We start from the raw sequence: 15,419 nt of genomic DNA, 5'->3' as shown, positions 1-15,419 counted from the left end.
TCGTGGGGGCGGCGGATAGGATCGCCGCGCGGCCCCGTCGAGGCTACGCACCCACGGTGTGCCCCGGCCGGGTCCCTCTGACTCTGACACAGATCGCGTCCCGGACATTCCCGCGGGCGCCCGTCCCGACGCCTGCGAGGTCGCACCGATGTCCACCGATCCCCTCCGCACCGTCGTGTCGCTCGTCGACCGGGCCCCGACCATCACGGGCGCCGAGATCGTGGCCGAGCTCGTGCCGCCGCGTCAGTTCGCCGAGGCGTCGCTCGAGAACTACCGGCCGGACGACGCGTTCCCGTCGCAGGCGGAGGCGGTCGAGGCCGTCGCCTCGTTCTGGGCCGCGGCCGAGCGCCCGGCCCGGCGCGGGCTGTTCCGGCGTCGTCCGGAGACAGAGGAGGCGCCTCCCGGCCTGTACCTCGACGGTGGCTTCGGCGTCGGCAAGACGCACCTGCTGGCCGCGGCGTACAACCGCGCGGCAGGCCGGCGCTACTTCGGCACCTTCATCGAGTACACGGCCCTCGTCGGCGCGGTCGGCTACGCGGGGGCGGCGAAGCAGCTCGGGGGCGCCGCGCTGGTCTGCATCGACGAGTTCGAGCTCGACGACCCGGGCGACACGATGATGATGACGCGCCTGCTCGGCGACCTCGCGGACGCGGGCACCCGCATCGCGGCGACCTCGAACACGCCGCCCGGCGCACTCGGCGAGGGGCGCTTCGCCGCGGCGGACTTCCTCCGCGAGATCCAGGGGCTCTCCGACCGGTTCCGCACCCTCCGCATCGACGGGAACGACTACCGGCGCCGCGAGGTCGAGGCGCGGGCGCACGTCGTGGACGACCTGGACGCGGCCGTCGCCGCGGTCGCGGGCACCGCCTCCCTCGACGACTTCGGCGCTGCCGTGCAGCACCTGTCGACCGTGCACCCCAGTCGCTACGTCAAGCTCATCGGCGGCCTCGACGCCGTTGGCCTGCGCGACGTCACGCCCCTCACGAGCCAGACCGACGCCCTGCGCTTCGTCGCCTTCGTCGACCGTCTCTACGACGCGCAGGTGCGCGTGGTCGCGACCGGGACGCCGCTCGACGAGGTGTTCAGCGAGGAGATGCTCGCCGGCGGCTACCGCAAGAAGTACCTCCGTGCCACGTCGCGGCTCGTCGCGCTGACCTCCTCCTAGACCTCTCCGAGCAGTTCCGGGGCGTCGTCCCGGCTGCCGGGGTGCCTCGGGAAACGCGTTGTTCACACGGGGCCGGATCCTGTTACATCGCCGAAACACGGGTGCACACGGTCCGAAACGAGGCGCCGCGACACTGGGGACCGCACCGCCCGAGCCCCGTGCTCACAGCCCGCTCACCCACGCGGACGGGTCGGGACCGGTGCGCCCCTGGCTCCCGAACTCGAGAGGTACCACCCATGGATCAAGGCAACACTGCGTTCATGCTGATCTGCGCAGCCCTCGTGCTGCTCATGACGCCCGGACTGGCGTTCTTCTACGGAGGCCTCGTCAAGGCCAAGAGCGTCATCAGCATGATGATGCTCAGCTTCGGCGCGATGGGCCTGATCGGCGTGCTGTGGGTGCTCTACGGCTACGCGATCGCGTTCGGCAACCCGACCTCGATCCCCGGCGGCTCCGACGCGTTCGTCGGCATCCAGGGCTGGTTCGGCATCGACACCGCGTCGCTCGGCCTCGACTCCGCGTTCCAGGACAGCCTCGCCCCGGCCGGCGACTACCCGACCATCGCCTTCGCCGCCTTCCAGGCGACCTTCGCGATCATCACCGTCGCCCTCATCTCCGGCGCCATCGCCGACCGCGCCAAGTTCGGCGCGTGGATGATCTTCGCCGGCGTCTGGGCCACCGTCGTCTACTTCCCCGTCGCGAGCTGGGTCTTCAACTTCACCACCGACGACGACGGCAACGTCGTCGGCGGCTGGATCGCCGCCATGGGCGTCATCGACTTCGCCGGCGGCACGGCCGTCCACATCAACGCCGGTGCTGCCGCGCTCGCCCTGGCGCTCGTGCTCGGCAAGCGCGTCGGCTTCGCCAAGGGCGCCGACAAGCCGCACAACCCGCCCTTCGTGCTGCTGGGTGCCGGACTGCTCTGGTTCGGCTGGTTCGGCTTCAACGCCGGCTCGGAGCTCGCCGCCGACGGCGTCGCGGCCCTCGCGTTCCTCAACACGATCGCCGCCCCTGCCGCCGCCGTGCTCGGCTGGCTCGTCGTCGAGAAGCTCAAGGACGGCAAGGCCACGTCGGTCGGCGCCGCCTCGGGCGCCGTCGCGGGACTCGTCGCCATCACCCCGGCCTGCGCCGCCCTGACGCCCGGCTGGGCGGTCGTGCTCGGTGTCGTCGCCGGTGCCGTCTGCGCCCTCGCCATCGACCTCAAGTTCAAGCTCGGCTTCGACGACTCGCTCGACGTCGTCGGCATCCACCTCGTCGGCGGCCTGCTCGGGACGCTCTACCTGGGCATCTTCGCCAACGACACCGGCCTGATCTTCTCCGGCACCTTCACGCAGCTCGGCATCCAGGCCCTCTCGGCCGTGGCCGTCATGCTCTACTCGTTCGTGCTCGCCTTCGTCATCGGCTTCGTGATCGAGAAGACCATCGGCTTCCGCGTCAAGAACGAGGACGAGGTGGCCGGCATCGACCTCGCCCTGCACGGCGAGGAGGGCTACGTGCTCGAGAACGCGCGCGCCTAGCGCTCCGCCTCACCGCACCTCCCAGGCGGCCCCGGTCCTCGCGACCGGGGCCGTCCTGTGCGTCCGGAGGGCGTGGCGCTGCTCCTGCTGCCCCTGCGCGCCGCTCGCGCGGTCGCCGACGGGCCGCGCGCGGGCGCGGAGGCGTCCGCACCCGCCGAACCCGCGCACACCCTCGAGCGCGCCGCAGGGTGTGCGCGGTTCTCAGGGGTGCAGGCAACCGAGGAGGCGCGGGCCGGGTACGCGGGGGAGCCGTCGGCAGCGTGGACCGGGTCGACGAAGGACAGGAGCCCGATGACGGCACGAGCCTGGGAACGACGAAGGCCCCCGATCTCTCGGGGGCCTTCTCTGTGTGAGCGATACTGGGATCGAACCAGCGACCTCTTCCGTGTCAGGGAAGCGCGCTACCGCTGCGCCAATCGCTCATGCTTGTTCAGTTGTCATCGTCTCGAGGAGACGAATCGATCATAGACCCAGAGGGTGGTCCATGGAGGTGGAGACGGGATTTGAACCCGCGTGAACGGCTTTGCAGGCCGGTGCCTCGCCTCTCGGCCACTCCACCAGATGAGATACTCCCAGAGGGAGCCACCATCGGTGGACTCCCTCTGGTGAGCTGTACACTCGAGCGGATGACGAGATTCGAACTCGCGACCCTCACCTTGGCAAGGTGATGCGCTACCACTGCGCCACATCCGCATTTCGTTTCGCATTGCTGCGATGTTTCTTTCGTTTCGCATCGCTGCGAACAAGAAGAACACTACCCAGACCCCGGACAGAAAACAAATCGAGAGATGTTCGTGTCTTGGCCGCCTCCTCGACACCTCGCCGGAGGCGCTGCCGGAGGCGCTGCCGGCCTCCTCGAATGGCGTCCGGGCCAGAAGATCCACTAGTATCGACGAGTCCCGATCAGGGGCGATTGGCGCAGTTGGTAGCGCGCTTCCTTCACACGGAAGAGGTCATCGGTTCGAGTCCGGTATCGCCCACCACGTTCTTCCCCCAGCACGACGAAGCCCCGGCCTGCCGGGGCTTTCTTCGTCCTCCGGACCACCCGGCTCTCGCGGACCAGGCAGTGACCTCCCACCGGCCTCAGTCGGCGCTGAGGCGTTCAGCCGGACATCGCCGGCGCCTCGGTGATGGACCAAGATCGTCCCATGACCCCGCGACCTGTCGCCGTTCGCGCCGCGGCCTTCACCGTGCCCGCGCGTCGGTCCGGGCGACCCGTCCGGAGGGTCCGTCACGACGCCCTGTGGCCGGACGGCCACGTCGAGTTCGACGTCAGCCTCGTCGACACGATGTACCGAGGCGCGCCAGCGGACTACTCGTCCGTCGAGCGAGCAGTGAACGACCGCTGTCCCGAAGTCGGTGCTGGCCCTTGGATCGACGGACGGGCCACCGAGGTGGACGGCCCCGGCCTGCCTGCGGGGCGGCCTGTCGACCCGAGAGAGGGCGCACGACGGATGTTCCACCCGTCGACGGACCAGCCACGGCGACCGCACCCGACCCTCTGGCGGGCCGTGGTCGGACTCGCCCTCCTGGCAGCTGGGACGTCAGGCCTGAGCATGACCGGGACAGAGGGGTTCGTCGCATTCCTCTGGTTCCTTCCGACCGTCTCCGGCCTGGCTCTCCTCGGGAGTCTCATCGGGCGCAGCAAGCCCTGGTAGCCCCCGGCACACCTCCGTACCGACGCCCCGGCAGTCCCCACGCCGCGTGACGGCGTCGACGACCTGCCCAGCGGTCACGTCCCCTGTGTCATCCGTGCCGACGAACCGTGCGGGGTCGGGCAGCGGGTCTGGGGCGGACGGGTCGCGAGCCCTGGCCGACGAGGACACGCGCACCCTAGCTCGGGGCCATGCACCCGAGGACGCCCGTCACCGCAGCCCTGGTCCTCGTCGTGCTCGCCAGCGGGGCAGCATGCCCGTCCCCGCAGGCTCATCTCGGGGACGGCCCGTGCGTCCCTCGCATCGAGGTGAGTCCGGTGAGGGCGGTCCCTGGTGGGACCGTCACCATCTCCTCGGAGGACACCTGCGACACCGCGCCGCCGACCGACGGATGGAAGGTCGGGGCGGGTCGCGGAGGAGACGGCGACCCCTTGTCGTCAGTCACCACGACGGAGACCTTCGACGGGTCCTTCCAGGTCGAGCTGACGTTGCCCACCGAGTTCCCCCTCGGCGAGGCCTGTGCAGCGGTCACGAACTGGGACCTCGGCGACTGCGACGACACCGGGAGCTGTGCCGGCCCGAGCAGCACGTTCCAGGTCGTGGAGTAGCGAGCAACGACGAGGGAGATGCCCACGAGCTGATCCTGACCCGCTTCGCGGCGCCTCGCAGGAGAGGGCCGAGTGGCGTGGAGTGCGGGTGGCGTCGAGTGTCCGGCGCCCGTCGCGGTCGCCGTCGCCCGACGGTGCCAGGATCAGGGGATGCGCGCCGTCCTGTACGACCACTTCGGGTCCGTCCCGACCATCGTCGAGCTCCCCGAGCCCGTCCCGCCGGCCGACGGCGTCGTCGTCAGGGTCGCCGCGACCGGCGTCTGCCGCAGCGACTGGCACGCCTGGAAGGGGCACGACGACTCCGTGCACCTTCCACACGTCCCCGGTCACGAGTTCGCCGGCGTCGTCAGGGCCGTGGGCCCGGACGTCACCCGGGTCTCGGTCGGGGACCGCGTGACCGCGCCCTTCGTCTTCGCCTGCGGCACCTGCGACGAGTGCCGCGCGGGCGCAACGCAGGTGTGCACGCGTCAGGAGCAGCCCGGCTTCACCCTCGCCGGCTCGTGGGCCGAGTCCGTGGTCGTGCCGCACGCCGACGTCAACGTGATCGCCTTGCCGGACGCCGTCGGGTTCGAGGCCGCGGCCGCGCTCGGCTGCCGTTTCGGGACGGCTTACCACGCGCTGCACGACCGGGCCAGGGTCCAGCCGGGCGAACAGGTGGCCGTCTTCGGCTGCGGCGGGGTCGGCCTCTCGACGATCGCGGTGGCGGTCGCCGCCGGTGCCCGCGTCATCGCCGTCGACATCTCGCCTGCCGCACTCGAGCGGGCGGCCGCCCTCGGCGCCGAGGTCGTCCCGATGGACGAGCAGGCCGTCGACGCCGTCCGGACCCTCACCGGAGGCGGTGCGCACGTCGCGCTCGACGCCTACGGAAGCCGCGCCACCTCCACCGCCTCGGTCCGCTCCCTCCGGCCCCGGGGGAGGCACGTCCAGGTGGGGCTCCTCCTCGACGACGAGGCCGCCCCCGTCATCCCGATGGGCCGGGTCATCGCCGACGAGCTCGAGCTGTTGGGCAGCCACGGCATCTCGGTCGGCGAGTACGCCGCGATGATCGCCGACGTCGTCGCGGGTCGGCTGCGGCCGGAGGAGTCGATCGGTGTCACGATCGGCTTCGACGCCCTGCCCGGCGCCCTGGCCGCCATGGACCGTCCGGCGGCGACGGCCGGGATGACGGTCGCCGTCTTCTGACGACTCGGCCGGGCGCCGGCACGGCGGCCAGCCCCGGGCTTCCCCGGGGCTCCCCGTGACGGTGGACGGGCGGCTACGTGCCCGTCAGCTACTTGCCGGTCGGGCCGTAGAAGCTCTCGATGTCGGCGAGCTCCATCTCGGCGGTCTGCTGGATCAGGGCCAGCAGGTCCTTGTCGAGGCCGGGGGAGAACTCCTCGAGTCGCTCGGGCGAGATCGTCGAGGGCGCGCCCTTCGGCGCTTGTTCCGTCGACGACAGATCGGTGCCGTCGCCCGACGGCGACGTGCCCTGGAAGATCTTGCCGGCCTCCGACTTGCCGTCGAGGTCGAAGGTGTACTGCTTGCTCTGCAGGCCCAGGTCGACCAGCTCCTTGACCTCGGGGAACGCCTCCGCGTTGGTCTTCGGGATCGGCAGCAGCTTGCCCCAGTCGACGCCGAGCGTCTCGAGCGCCTTGGCGTAGGCGTTCTCGTGCGCCTGGTCGCGGACGATCAGGTACGCGACCGTCTTGCGGGCGACGGGGTTGTCCGTCATCTCGTAGATGCGGCTCTTCTGTAGCCGGCCCGTCGACTCGAGCATGAGGTTGTAGAGCAGGTCGAGCGGCAGGTTGCCCGAGTTGTAGACGTAGCTGCCCGACCAGGGGTTCCCGACCGAGTCGACCGGCAGCGCGCCCTGGGCGCCCACGAGGTAGTGGTGGATGTTGCCCGTGTCCAGGGCGATGTTCGACGGCGTGGCCCCGCCGGCGCCCGGGGTGTCGAGCGGGTCGGTCAGCTTGCCCGTGTAGTCGGGGCTGCCGTCGAGCAGCCGCGAGATGGTCGTGCCGATCAGCTCGACGTGGCTGATCTCCTCGGTGCCGATGCCCTGGATGAGGTCGCGGTACGGCTTCGCCGCCGGCCCGCGGAAATTCATGGCCTGGAAGAGGTACTGCATCATGGTGCGCATCTCGCCGAACTGCCCGCCGAGGCCCTCCTGCAGGGCGTTGGCGGCCGCGGGGTCCGGCTCGCCGTCGGCGATGTCGTTGATCCAGGTCTGTGCGTGGAAGTACATGGTTCCTCCTTGCGTCGTGGCCGGGCGTCCCCCCGGGCCTGGTGTCACCTTTCTCCGTGGCCCCTGGACGGGGGCGGTCCGGGAGGGGTACGCGACACGTGACGAGGAGGAGCGGGTCGTGCGACGAGGGAGGCTGCGACGCCTCAGGCCGTGACGCGCTCCCAGCCGCCGTCCTCGGTGACGCGCACGGCGCCTCCTTCGCGGAACGCCTCGAGCCAGCCGCCCATCGGCCACTCGCCCCACCGCTCGGCGAACCGACGGCCGTTGCGGAGGATGTCGTCGAGGTGCTGCCAGGGCGGCGACGTCGTGGGGTGCCACTGGTGGTAGGCGTGCGCACCGCCGACCCAGACGAGCGGGAGGCCGAGCGACCGGGCGGTGAAGGCGAAGTCGGTGTCCTCGCCGCCGTAGCCCTCGTAGCCGGGCTCGAAGCCGCCCGTCCGCGCCCAGGTGTCGGCCGCGAGGGCGAACGAGAGCGACCAGAACAGCGGGTACTGGTCGGGCCCCGCGACGACCGTCTCGCCGGCCTCGGGCGAGGGGCGCGCCGCGTGCGGCCGCGTCGCGGCGTCGAGCGAGTCGTCGTCGAGGCCGACGTGGTCCTCGGGCAGGTACGTCACCGGCCCGCAGAGCAGCGCGTCGGGGTGTGCCGACGCCGCGGCCTCGTACCGGGCGACCAGGTCGGGGCCGGGCACGCAGTCCGCATCGAGGAACACCACGAGCGACGCGCCGAGGGCGATCGCCTGTTCGGCACCGGCGTTGCGACCGGCCGCGAGGCGCAGGCCGTCGGGCCCCGGCGGGACGTGCAGCACGTGCGCGTCCGACAGCTCGGGCAGCGCGGGCGCCGGTGCCTCGTCGAGCCAGACGACGACGTGGGGAACCGGCGGCCGGAGGCGCGCCAAGGCCTCGCGCTGCGGCAGGAGGTGGTCGAGACGGGCGGCCGAGCAGAGCGTGACCGCGACCGTCGAGACGGTCGGCGCGGGCTGGTGCCCCGTCACCGGGCCACCTCGGCGATCACCGCGGCCGCGCGGGCGGCGGCGCCGTCGACCTGCCACAGCGACCAGTCGGGAGCGAGCGCGCGCGCCCGGTCGAGCAGCTCGGGCCACGCCTCGGGCGCGGGCCAGCCGTGGTCGGCACGGCCGCGATCGGGCACGACGGCGAGCCCGCGGGCGGCGAGGAGACGCGCGGTCGTCCGCTGCTCGTCGAAGGGACGGTCCTGGGGGACGACCACGGCGCGGGTGCCGGCGGCCGCGAGGTCGGCGACGCTGTTCTGGCCCGCGGCCGAGACGACGACCTCGGCCCCGCGGAGGAGCGGCCACGGGTCGTCGACCCAGCTGTCGGCCGAGCCGCCGAGCACGGACCAGCGCCAGGCGGGCGTGGCCCTCGAGGCCTCCGCGACGCGCTGCGCGAGCCCCTCGCGGCCCTCGGAGCCGCCGCCGGCCAGGACCAGGACGGTGCCGGGTGCAGGCGAGCCGGGGCCGTCGACCCGGCCGTCGTGCCGCGAGATCCCGCCGACGAGACGGACCCTGTCCCGGACGCGGTCGAGCGCCGGCGAGACGTGCAGTCCCTCGGCCCAGGGCGCCAGGACGCGGTCCGCCGCGTCCCAGCCGAGGGCGTGCGGGGCGTCCGAGCGGTCGCCGGGCTGGGCGACGACGACGGGCGGCACCCCGAGCAGGCGGACGAGCAGCGTGACCTCGACGGAGACGTCGACGACGAACGCCCGGGGCCGGGCGTGCGCGATCCAGGTCGCGACGGCGGCGAGGCGGCCGGCGTGGCCGTCGTGGTGCAGCGGCGCCCAGTGCAGCAGCCCGCGCACCGTCGGGTCGGTGCCGGACTCGGGGTCGCCGGGGGGCCGGGTCGTGCCGTCCGGGGCGACCACGTCGTGGTCGTCCCGGGGGAGCTGCAGCCAGGTCGTGCCCTCGGGCAGGACGGCCGGCGCGGCGAGGGAGCTGACGACGACGACGTCGGCGTCGAGGTGCGGCCGCACCGCCAGCAGCCGCGTCAGGTGGCCGGCACCGTGGTGGTGGACGTACCAGCCGACGAGGGGACGCGCGGTCACGCGACGGCCTCGGGGGCGAGCAGGGCCCTGGCCCTCCCGGCACCGGTGAGGTGACCGGCGACGAGGGCCTCGTGCACCTCCTCGACCACCTCGGCACGGCGGTGCAACGAGAAGCGGGCGAGCGCGTCGGCCCGCACCCTCCGGCGGAAGCCCGGAGTCGTCGACGCCTCGGCCGCGAGCCCGGCCGCCAGGTGCGCGAGCCCTGCCACGTCGTCCCGCGCGACGAGGCCGGCCCCGATGCTCGAGCCGACGACCTCGGGGACGCCGCCGGTCGCGAAGGAGGCGACGGGCGTGCCGGTCGACAGCGCCTCCGCGATGACGAGCCCGAACGGCTCCTCCCAGCAGGGCGTGACGAGGGCGCAGGCGGACCGGCCGACGAGCTCGGCGAGCTCGGGCTGCCGCAGCGGCCCCACGTGCTCGGCGTCCGCCCCCAGCAGGGGCACGACCATGGACTCGTGGTAGTCGACGTCGCCGACGCGCCCGGCGAGGACGATGCGTCGACCGGCGAGGCGAGCGGCCTCGATCGCGAGGTGCGGACCCTTCTCGGGCACGATCCGTCCGGTCCAGACCAGGTCGTCGCCGCCGGGGCCGAGGGGCCAGAGGTCCGTGTCCACCGCGTTCGGCAGCACGCGCGCCTCGACCCCCTCGGCCCGCCAGACGGCCGCGGTGTGCTCGCTCACGGCGAGGAACGCGCTGCGCGGCTCGACGCCGGCCCGGTGGTGCTCGAGGAGGTCGGGCAAGGTCGGGGTGTGCAGGGTCGAGACGACGGGCACGCCGAGCTCGCCGGCCCGCGAGAGCACGTGGCCGCTCAGGGAGTGGTTCTCGACGACGTCGATCTCGTCGGAGTGGTCGCGGATCCAGTCCAGGGCGCGGTGCAGGGCGGGCACGGCCACGTCGAGGTAGCCGTCGGGATAGGTCGAGTCGGTGGCGTCGGCCGGGTCGTCCCAGTGGACGGCGGGGAGCGAGAACTCGGCAGGCCCGCCGCGCAGGTGGTCGCTGCCCTCGACCGCGCAGAGCAGCACCTGGTGCCCCCGGGAGCGGAGGACGCGCACCTGGTGCCACACGCTCGACTCCAGGCCGCCCGCGTGGGGCTCGGCGATCGGGTAGCGCAGGGGGGCCACGACGACGATGCGCCGCGGACGCGCGGCCGTGCGCGCCGGCTCGACGAGCCCGGCCCCCGAGGAGGCGGTGCCCGTCCCGGACAGGGCCGTCACGAGACCAGCTCCGAGGGTCGGGCGGACGAGGTGGGGGCGGTGGCGCCGGACGCACGACGGGCCGCCGCCGTGACGACGGCGCGCTCGTAGGCGGCGAGGTGCGCCTGCGCGATCGCGTCGCGCTGGGCCCGTCGCTGCTCCCGGCGCTCCGCCACGAGGGCCCGTCGGGTCGCCGAGCCGGGCCGGGCCGGCGCGTCTCCGCGCGGCCGCACGAGCGAGGAGACGGCGGCCGCCAGCTGACCGGCGTCGCCGGCGTCGAAGGACGCGGTGTCCCCGGCGGCGGGGTGCTGGTCGGCGACGTGCCCGACCCGGGGCGCCGCGACGGGCACGCCCAGGTCCCAGCTCAGCTCGACCCAGCCGGAGTGGGTGCCGTGCGAGTACGGCAGCACGACGACGTCGAGGTCGGCCAGCGACTCCGCGAGCTCGTCGTCGTCCAGCCGCGGGTGGACCGCGAGCGAGACGTCGAGGTGACCGGGCGCGTCGGCGACCAGGGCCCGCACCTCCGCGAGCGCCGCGGCGTCGCGGACGCGCTCGTTGACGTCGACCCGCACGGCGACGGGCCGACCGGCCTCGGCCAGCAGCCCGGCGGCCGCGATCAGGGTGGCCACGGAGCCCGGTCCGTCGACGTTGGGTCGCAGGTCGCGCAGGCTGACGCCGACGACGACGTCGTCGTGCGCGGTCCCGGTCGGCGCGACCGAGTCGAGGGGAAGGAGGTGCGGGTGCGGCACCACGACGGGCCGGCGTCCGAAGGTGCGCTCGACCTCCTCGGCGGCACCCTCCGTCAGCGTGAGCAGCTCGTCGGCCTCGGCGACGAGCAGGCCCAGGTGGGCGAGGTGCGGCTCCTGGTCGACCAGCTGCGGGTTGACGAGGTCGTGCACGGTGTGGACGATCGGCAGCCGTGCGGCACGGGCGGCGTCGACGACGCGGCGGAGGTGCGCGAGGTCGTACGACTCCGTGCCGAAGTGCACGTGCAGCACGTCGACCTCGGCGGCGTGCTCGGCGATCCAGCCGGCGTCGAGCACGACGGGCGGCCACCAGCGCGCGGGCTCCGAGGGGTCGGGCAGCGGGTCGGCGAGACGGACCACGGCCCGGGCCACGGCGGAGTCGTCCACCGGCTGGAGGTGGCGCACGTAAGGGTGGCCGGCGGGCACGGACGCGACGCGCAGGGCGTCGCGGGCGGGCGGCGGGGTGTCGATCATCGGGCCTCCTCGGCTCAGGCGGGGCACGACGGTCGGGGGAGACCGTCGGGAGGTGAGCCGGGGCGACTCGGGGACCCTGGGGAGACCGGGGGCCCGGTTCGCGTCGAGGGAGGGGGCCGATGGGAGCGGCCTTCCTGCACCATAGACCGTGGGGGCCCCCCGTGCCCGCTCGCGGATGCTGGCCCTGACGGCCCCGCATCCAGCACGATGGGATCGTCGCGTCCGCCTCTCGAGGGACGCCACGGAGAGGCACCATGACCCAGCACACCCCGGCCATCGACGGCCGCACCCGGCACTACGGGCATTTCTACGGTCTCGGCGAGCCCGAGGGCGACGGTCCCGTCGCCGTCGTGATCGGCAACTGCCAGGCCGAGTCGCTTCGGGTCGCACTCGACGGGGGCGGCCTCCGCACCGTCCGGACACCTGCTGTTCACGAGCTCGTCACCGCGGACCTGCCGCACCTGGACCGCTGGCTGGCCCGCGCCTCCGTGCTGGTCTCCCAGCCGGTGCGCGACGACTACCACGACCTGCCGCTCGGCACGCGGCAGCTGACGGCCCGTCTCGGCGCCGGGGCACGCGTCGTCGCCGTGCCCGTCGTCCGCTTCGCGGGCCTCTACCCGACGTCGGCGATCGTCCGGCCGCCGCACGACCCGTCGCTGGTGCCGCCGCTGGTCGACTACCACGACCTCGTCGTGCTGGCCGAGGCGGCCGCCCGGCGCGACGGCACGACGCCCCCGGTCCCGCGGATGGACGCCGAGGCGGTCCGGTCGGTCGCCGCGCTCTCGCTGCACGAGCTCCGGAAGCGCGAGCAGGCGCACGACGCGGTGGTCGCGTCCGACCTGTTCGACGAGCCGTCGTTCGCCCAGATGCGCACCCTCAACCACCCGGGCAACCCCGTGTGGACGGCGCTCGCGTCCCGCGTGCGGGATCGCCTGGGGCTGCCCGAGCACGTCGTCGACCCGGGGCGGCAGCTGCTCGACAGCGTCCACGCGCCCCGGCTGCAGGCGGTCGTCGACGCCTTCGGGCTCGACGACGAGGCCACCGACCACTGGATCGTCGAGGGCACCCGTGTGCCCCGCGAGGAGGTCCGGGAGGCGCACCTCCGGTGGTACGAGCGCGAGCCGCAGGTCGTCGACGCCGGCCTCGCCCGCCACGCCGACTCCCTGGCGCTGCTGGGGCTCGCGTGAGCGCCGGGCTCCCGGACGCACCGGACGTCTCTCCTGTGCCCGCCCTCGTCGTCACCGACGACCCGCAGCACGGCGTGACGGTCCTCGCCCGGCGCGTCGCCGACGCGGTCGCCCACCGCACGGGCCGGGAACTCGTGGTGTCGCCGGACGACCTGACCGGGCCCAGGCCGCCCGCCTCGGCCCACCTGCACTTCACCGACCGGCTGTGGGCGTCGTCGCCCGAGGAGGCCGCGGACCGCCTCGTCGACCTCGCCGGCCGGGTCGCGCTGACGGTCACCCTGCACGACCTGCCCCAGCCGTCCGACGGCGAGCGCAACCTCGTCCGGCGCGGCGACTGCTACCGGCGGGTGGTCGAGGCCGCGGCGGGCACGGTCGTCAACAGCGAACACGAGGCGCTGCTGCTCGCCGAGCACACGACCGACGGGGTGCGACCCGGCGTCGTCCCGCTCCCCGTCGACCTCGCCCCGCCGCTGACCGGACGGCCCGCGCCCGACGGCACCGCGGCCGTCATCGGCTTCGTCTACCCCGGCAAGGGCCACGCGGAGCTCGTCGACGCCGTCGCCCGGCTGCGGGCCCGCGGGGACGACGCGGCAGGGTCGCTGCGCGTCACCGCGCTCGGCCGTGCCAGCGCGGGGCACGAGGCCGAGACCGACCAGCTCGTGTCGGACGCCGCCTCCCTCGGGGTCGTCCTCGACGTGACCGGGTACCTCGACGACGCGGTGCTCCTCGACCGCTGCCGCCGCGCCTCCGTGCCGGTCGCCGTGCACCGGCACGTCTCGGCGTCGGGCTCGATCGCGACCTGGATCGGCGCCGGGCGACGCCCGATCGTGCCCGACACGCGGTACTCCCGCGAGATGGCGGCGCTCCGGCCCGGCACCCTCACCCTGATCGACGACGACCCCGACGCCCTCGCCGAGGCCGTCGCGCGGGCCGTCGCCGACCCGGGGTCCACCTGGCTGGCTCCCGACGCCCGGACAGCGCCCGACATCGACGACGTCGCGGCGGCGTACCTCGCGTGGTGGTCCGGACGCGAGCGGCCCGGCCGCGACCAGGCCCACCGCGAGCGCACGGGAGCGACGTCGTGACCGACGAGCGACGAGACGAGGAGGCGCCCGCCCGGCCCCCGAGGCAGCCGAGAGGTGTCCCGGGCAACCGCTGGGACCTGCTCGACGGCCTCGTGCCCGACCCGCTGCCGACCGTCTCCGTGGTCGTGGCCCACTACCGCCAGCAGGCCGAGCTGGACCGGACCCTCGCCGCCCTCGCGCGGCAGGACCACCCGGCCGAGCTGCTCGAGGTCGTCGTGGTCGACGACGGCTCGCCCGAGACGCCCCGGGTGCCGGCCGGCGTGCGGCTCGTCGTCCAGGCCGACGAGGGCTTCCGCCTCTCGGCCGCCCGCAACCTCGGGGTGCGCTCGTCGACGGGCGAGGTGATCTGCTTCCTCGACGCCGACACGGCGCCCGAGCCCGGCTGGGTGACGGCCATGTCGAGGCTGCCCGCCCTCGCGTCGGAGGCCGTCGTCGTCGGCACGCGCCGGCACGCCGACTTCACCGGCGTCGCCGTCGACGCCCCGGTCGAGCAGGAGGGGCCACGGCACGAGCTGCCCGCACCGCGCTGGCTCGACGAGGCCTACCGCGGCAGCCGCGACCTGCTCGATGCCGACAACCGCTCGTACCGACACGTCATCGGAGCCGTGCTCGCGTGCTCCCGGTCGTTCCTCGAGACGGTCGGCGGCTTCGACGAGGACTTCACGACCTACGGCGGCGAGGACTGGGAGTGGGCCTGGCGTGCCTGGCGCGGGGGCGCGCTCCTCGCCCACGAGCCCGCCGCCGTCGCCTGGCACGACGGCCCGGACTGGGCCGGCCGCGACTCGGTCGACCGCCAGCGGCAGAAGAACGGCGAGACGCTCGTGCTCAGCGGGCTCGTCCCCGTCGAGGGGTCGCGGCCGCGGGGACTGCGCGGGGCGACCCCCGACGTGCTGGTGCGGCTCGCCGCGGCGCCCTCGGCGGGCACCGCCTGGCTCTGCGTCGACACCGTCCTGGCCGCGCTGCCCGGCTCCGTCGTCGTGGTGCCCGACGAGCACGTGTCCGTCTTCGCCGCCGACGCCCGGGTCGTGGGCGCCTCGGACGAGGCCGCCGCCCGGGCGACGCGCACGGCGCGGGTGACCGTCGACCTGCCTGCCCCGGTGCGCGTCCGCGACGCCGTCCCCCTGCTCGAGGCGGTCTCGTCGGTCGGCGTCGGGGCCCTCGGCACCGTCGAGGTCACGGAGGGGGCGACCAGCGACGGTCAGGACGGCGCACCGGGCGAAGGAGGCGGCGGTCCGGTCCTGCGCGTCCGCTCGAGCCGGGCCGAGGCCCGCGCCCTCCTGCACGGCACCGAGGAGCTCTTCGAGACCCGCCGCCTCGCCGCGACCTGGTGCGAGCGCGTCGAGGGCGAGCCGTCGCTCGCGGCCTACCTGGGCGGCTGGGGCTGACCCGGGGCGGGCAGGCCCGGCGGCCGCAGGCCCGCGCGCCATCGACCGTTCACCCGCGCTCCACCCGGCGCCCCCCGGACCGACGCCGGGCCTCCCTACCGTGCACGCAGGCCGACCGACGCCCCTC

The 15,419-nt window shown here is 74.2% G+C and carries 12 protein-coding genes and 4 tRNA genes; 8 read left to right on the top strand and 8 right to left on the bottom strand.

Translation table 11 applies throughout. The annotated features are described in order from the left end of the window. Positions 1–148 precede the first annotated feature (148 nt). Both zapE and IFT90_RS08040 read left to right on the top strand, forming a co-directional pair. Positions 149–1,165: a cell division protein ZapE gene (gene zapE, locus IFT90_RS08045; RefSeq protein ID WP_192041747.1), complete on the top strand. Its 1,017-nt coding sequence runs from the start codon at positions 149–151 to the stop codon at positions 1,163–1,165. Positions 1,166–1,401: 236 nt separating this feature from the next. Next, positions 1,402–2,682, top strand: coding sequence for an ammonium transporter (locus tag IFT90_RS08040; protein ID WP_192041746.1), 1,281 nt, complete (start codon positions 1,402–1,404; stop codon positions 2,680–2,682). A gap of 350 nt (positions 2,683–3,032) precedes the next feature. Here the strand turns inward: IFT90_RS08040 and IFT90_RS08035 are convergent. The 3 genes from IFT90_RS08035 to IFT90_RS08025 form a co-directional block, all read right to left on the bottom strand. After that, positions 3,033–3,104 (bottom strand) — tRNA-Val (locus IFT90_RS08035). A gap of 63 nt (positions 3,105–3,167) precedes the next feature. Continuing rightward, a tRNA-Cys gene (locus IFT90_RS08030) sits at positions 3,168–3,241 on the bottom strand. Between the two features lie 62 nt (positions 3,242–3,303). Then, positions 3,304–3,375 (bottom strand) — tRNA-Gly (locus tag IFT90_RS08025). A 214-nt stretch (positions 3,376–3,589) separates the two neighbouring features. On the opposite strand from IFT90_RS08025, the gene IFT90_RS08020 reads away from it, so the two are divergent. From IFT90_RS08020 to IFT90_RS08010, 3 genes are all read left to right on the top strand, one after another. Beyond that, positions 3,590–3,665 (top strand) — tRNA-Val (locus IFT90_RS08020). Positions 3,666–4,768: 1,103 nt separating this feature from the next. Next, positions 4,769–4,945 carry a hypothetical protein gene (locus tag IFT90_RS08015; RefSeq protein WP_192041745.1) on the top strand — a complete coding sequence of 59 codons (177 nt, stop codon included), beginning with the start codon at positions 4,769–4,771 and terminating at the stop codon, positions 4,943–4,945. Positions 4,946–5,095: 150 nt separating this feature from the next. Next, positions 5,096–6,127, top strand: coding sequence for an alcohol dehydrogenase catalytic domain-containing protein (locus IFT90_RS08010; protein WP_192041744.1), 1,032 nt, complete (start codon positions 5,096–5,098; stop codon positions 6,125–6,127). An 88-nt stretch (positions 6,128–6,215) separates the two neighbouring features. On the opposite strand, the gene IFT90_RS08005 is transcribed toward IFT90_RS08010, so the two are convergent. The 5 genes from IFT90_RS08005 to IFT90_RS07985 form a co-directional block, all read right to left on the bottom strand. After that, on the bottom strand, positions 6,216–7,169 hold the full coding sequence (locus IFT90_RS08005; RefSeq protein WP_192041743.1) for a manganese catalase family protein: 954 nt from the start codon (positions 7,167–7,169) through the stop codon (positions 6,216–6,218). Between the two features lie 143 nt (positions 7,170–7,312). Beyond that, the gene (locus tag IFT90_RS08000; RefSeq protein WP_192041742.1) at positions 7,313–8,161 is read right to left on the bottom strand and encodes a galactosyltransferase-related protein; all 849 of its coding nucleotides are present in this window, start codon (positions 8,159–8,161) and stop codon (positions 7,313–7,315) included. Further along, on the bottom strand, positions 8,158–9,222 hold the full coding sequence (locus tag IFT90_RS07995; RefSeq protein ID WP_192041741.1) for a glycosyltransferase: 1,065 nt from the start codon (positions 9,220–9,222) through the stop codon (positions 8,158–8,160). Before IFT90_RS07995 ends, IFT90_RS08000 begins: the two co-directional genes overlap by 4 nt. Continuing rightward, a complete protein-coding gene (locus IFT90_RS07990; RefSeq protein ID WP_192041740.1) occupies positions 9,219–10,436 on the bottom strand; it encodes a glycosyltransferase in 1,218 nt (405 codons plus the stop codon). Before IFT90_RS07990 ends, IFT90_RS07995 begins: the two co-directional genes overlap by 4 nt. Next, positions 10,433–11,635, bottom strand: a complete 1,203-nt coding sequence (locus tag IFT90_RS07985; protein ID WP_192041739.1) for a glycosyltransferase — start codon at positions 11,633–11,635, stop codon at positions 10,433–10,435. The genes IFT90_RS07990 and IFT90_RS07985 overlap by 4 nt, the downstream gene beginning before the upstream one ends. A gap of 254 nt (positions 11,636–11,889) precedes the next feature. Here IFT90_RS07985 and IFT90_RS07980 point away from each other — a divergent pair, with 254 nt between their 5' ends. Genes IFT90_RS07980 through IFT90_RS07970 form a run of 3 tightly spaced genes read left to right on the top strand, consistent with a single transcriptional unit; the run spans position 11,890 to position 15,292 of the window. After that, the gene (locus tag IFT90_RS07980) at positions 11,890–12,822 is read left to right on the top strand and encodes a WcbI family polysaccharide biosynthesis putative acetyltransferase (protein ID WP_192041738.1); all 933 of its coding nucleotides are present in this window, start codon (positions 11,890–11,892) and stop codon (positions 12,820–12,822) included. After that, positions 12,819–13,907, top strand: coding sequence for a hypothetical protein (locus IFT90_RS07975; protein WP_192041737.1), 1,089 nt, complete (start codon positions 12,819–12,821; stop codon positions 13,905–13,907). The genes IFT90_RS07980 and IFT90_RS07975 overlap by 4 nt, the downstream gene beginning before the upstream one ends. Further along, entirely contained in the window at positions 13,904–15,292 is a 1,389-nt protein-coding gene (locus IFT90_RS07970) for a glycosyltransferase (protein ID WP_192041736.1), read from the top strand. Before IFT90_RS07975 ends, IFT90_RS07970 begins: the two co-directional genes overlap by 4 nt. Positions 15,293–15,419: the final 127 nt, after the last annotated feature.

It is taken from the genome of Frigoribacterium sp. CFBP 8766, from assembly GCF_014841435.1.
Lineage (GTDB): Bacteria > Actinomycetota > Actinomycetes > Actinomycetales > Microbacteriaceae > Frigoribacterium.
This window is presented reverse-complemented; position numbering and strand designations above follow the sequence as displayed.

What these genes read in the sequence shown, in the direction of transcription:
- zapE (WP_192041747.1), top strand. Translation starts at nt 149, where the DNA reads ATGTCCACCGATCCCCTCCGCACCGTCGTGTCGCTCGTCGACCGGGCC.
- IFT90_RS08040 (WP_192041746.1), top strand. Translation starts at nt 1,402, where the DNA reads ATGGATCAAGGCAACACTGCGTTCATGCTGATCTGCGCAGCCCTCGTG.
- IFT90_RS08010 (WP_192041744.1), top strand. Translation starts at nt 5,096, where the DNA reads ATGCGCGCCGTCCTGTACGACCACTTCGGGTCCGTCCCGACCATCGTC.
- IFT90_RS08005 (WP_192041743.1), bottom strand. Translation starts at nt 7,169, where the DNA reads ATGTACTTCCACGCACAGACCTGGATCAACGACATCGCCGACGGCGAG.
- IFT90_RS07985 (WP_192041739.1), bottom strand. Translation starts at nt 11,635, where the DNA reads ATGATCGACACCCCGCCGCCCGCCCGCGACGCCCTGCGCGTCGCGTCC.
- IFT90_RS07980 (WP_192041738.1), top strand. Translation starts at nt 11,890, where the DNA reads ATGACCCAGCACACCCCGGCCATCGACGGCCGCACCCGGCACTACGGG.